Origin of the sequence: Stenotrophomonas pictorum JCM 9942 (assembly GCF_001310775.1) — a bacterium.
Classification (GTDB): Bacteria; Pseudomonadota; Gammaproteobacteria; order Xanthomonadales; family Xanthomonadaceae; genus Stenotrophomonas; species Stenotrophomonas pictorum.
In genome coordinates, this window is sequence record NZ_BAZI01000478.1 from 1 (window position 1) to 1,705 (window position 1,705).

1 protein-coding gene is annotated in these 1,705 nt (G+C 67.4%); it reads left to right on the forward strand.

Features of this window, described 5'->3' with window-relative positions; genetic code table 11:
- Positions 1 to 138: 138 nt before the first annotated feature.
- The coding region (ahpF, locus tag JCM9942_RS15210; protein WP_054660682.1) for an alkyl hydroperoxide reductase subunit F at positions 139 to 1,705 on the forward strand (1,567 nt) is incomplete at its 3' end.

Sequence of the window (1,705 nt, forward strand, 5' to 3'; positions counted from 1 at the left end):
CCGCACCGGGTTTGACGCCAGCCAGCGGCGTGCAGGCCAGCCGGAAAAGCCCGGTGCGGTTCACCCCTACTTCAACCGGTACGTTGCCCCGCAACCGTGCCCTCCCCCCCGCTTTGCCCCGATCCAAGGAGTTGCGCCGTGCTTGATGAATCCCTCAAGACCCAGTTGCAGCAGTACATGGGCCTGCTGCGCCAACCGCTGCGCCTGATCGCCTCGCTCGATGACAGCGCCGCCAGCCAGGACATGCGCGGCCTGCTGGACGACATCGTCACCGCCGGCAACGGCAAGATCACGCTCGATGCCACCGGCACCGATGCCCGCACCCCCTCGTTCGTGATCGCCCGCGAAGGCGAGAACCATGGCGTGCGTTTTGCCGGCCTGCCGCTGGGCCACGAGTTCGAATCGCTGGTGCTGGCCCTGCTGTGGACCGGCGGCCATCCGCCGAAGGTGGCGCAGGACGTGATCGACAGCATCAAGGCCATCGATCAGGCGTTCGATTTCGAGGTCTACATGTCGCTGACCTGCCACAACTGCCCGGACGTGGTGCAGGCGCTGGCGCTGATGGCGATCGTCAACCCGAAGATCCGCACCACGGTGATCGAGGGCGGGGCGTTCCAGCAGGAAGTGGAGCAGCGCCAGGTGATGGCCGTGCCGATGGTGTTCCAGGGCGGGCAGATGTTCGACTCCGGCCGCATGAGCCTGGAGCAGATCGTCGCCAAGCTCGACACCGGCGCGGCAACCCGCGAGGCCGAGAAGATCAAGGCCAAGGACGCGTTCGACGTGCTGGTGGTGGGCGGCGGTCCGGCCGGCGCGGCCGCGGCGATCTACGCCGCGCGCAAGGGCATCCGCACCGGTGTCGCTGCCGAGCGTTTCGGCGGACAGGTGCTGGACACCCTGGCGATCGAGAACTTCATCTCGGTGCAGCACACCGAGGGCCCCAAGCTGGCGGCCGCACTGGAAGCCCACGTGCGCGAGTACGAGGTGGACATCATGAACCTGCAGCGCGCCACCGGACTGGTGCCGGCCGGTGCCGATGGTCTGGTCGAAGTCCAGCTGGAGAACGGTGCCTCGCTGAAATCCAAGACGGTGATCCTGTCCACCGGCGCCCGCTGGCGGCAGATGAACGTGCCGGGCGAGGACCAGTACCGCAACAAGGGCGTGGCGTACTGCCCGCACTGTGACGGTCCGCTGTTCAAGGGCAAGCGCGTGGCGGTGATCGGCGGCGGCAACTCCGGCGTGGAAGCGGCCATCGACCTGGCCGGCATCGTCAGCCACGTCACCGTGTTCGAGTTCGACAGCAAGCTGCGTGCCGACCAGGTGCTGCAGGACAAGCTGTACAGCCTGCCCAATGTGAAGGTGATCCTCAACGCGCAGACCACCGAAGTGCTCGGCGACGGCCAGAAGGTCAACGGCCTGGTCTATACCGACCGCGTCGGCGGCGATTCGCACCGGGTCGAGCTGGAAGGCATCTTCGTGCAGATCGGCCTGCTGCCCAACACCGAGTGGCTGCGCGGCACGGTGGAACTCAGCAACCGGGGCGAGATCGTCATCGACGAGCGCGGCCAGACCAGTGTGCCGGGCGTGTTCGCCGCCGGCGACTGCACCACGGTGCCGTACAAGCAGATCATCATCGCCATGGGCGCCGGCTCGACCGCCGCACTGGGGGCGTTCGATCACCTGATCCGCAGCTCCGCACCGCACCGGC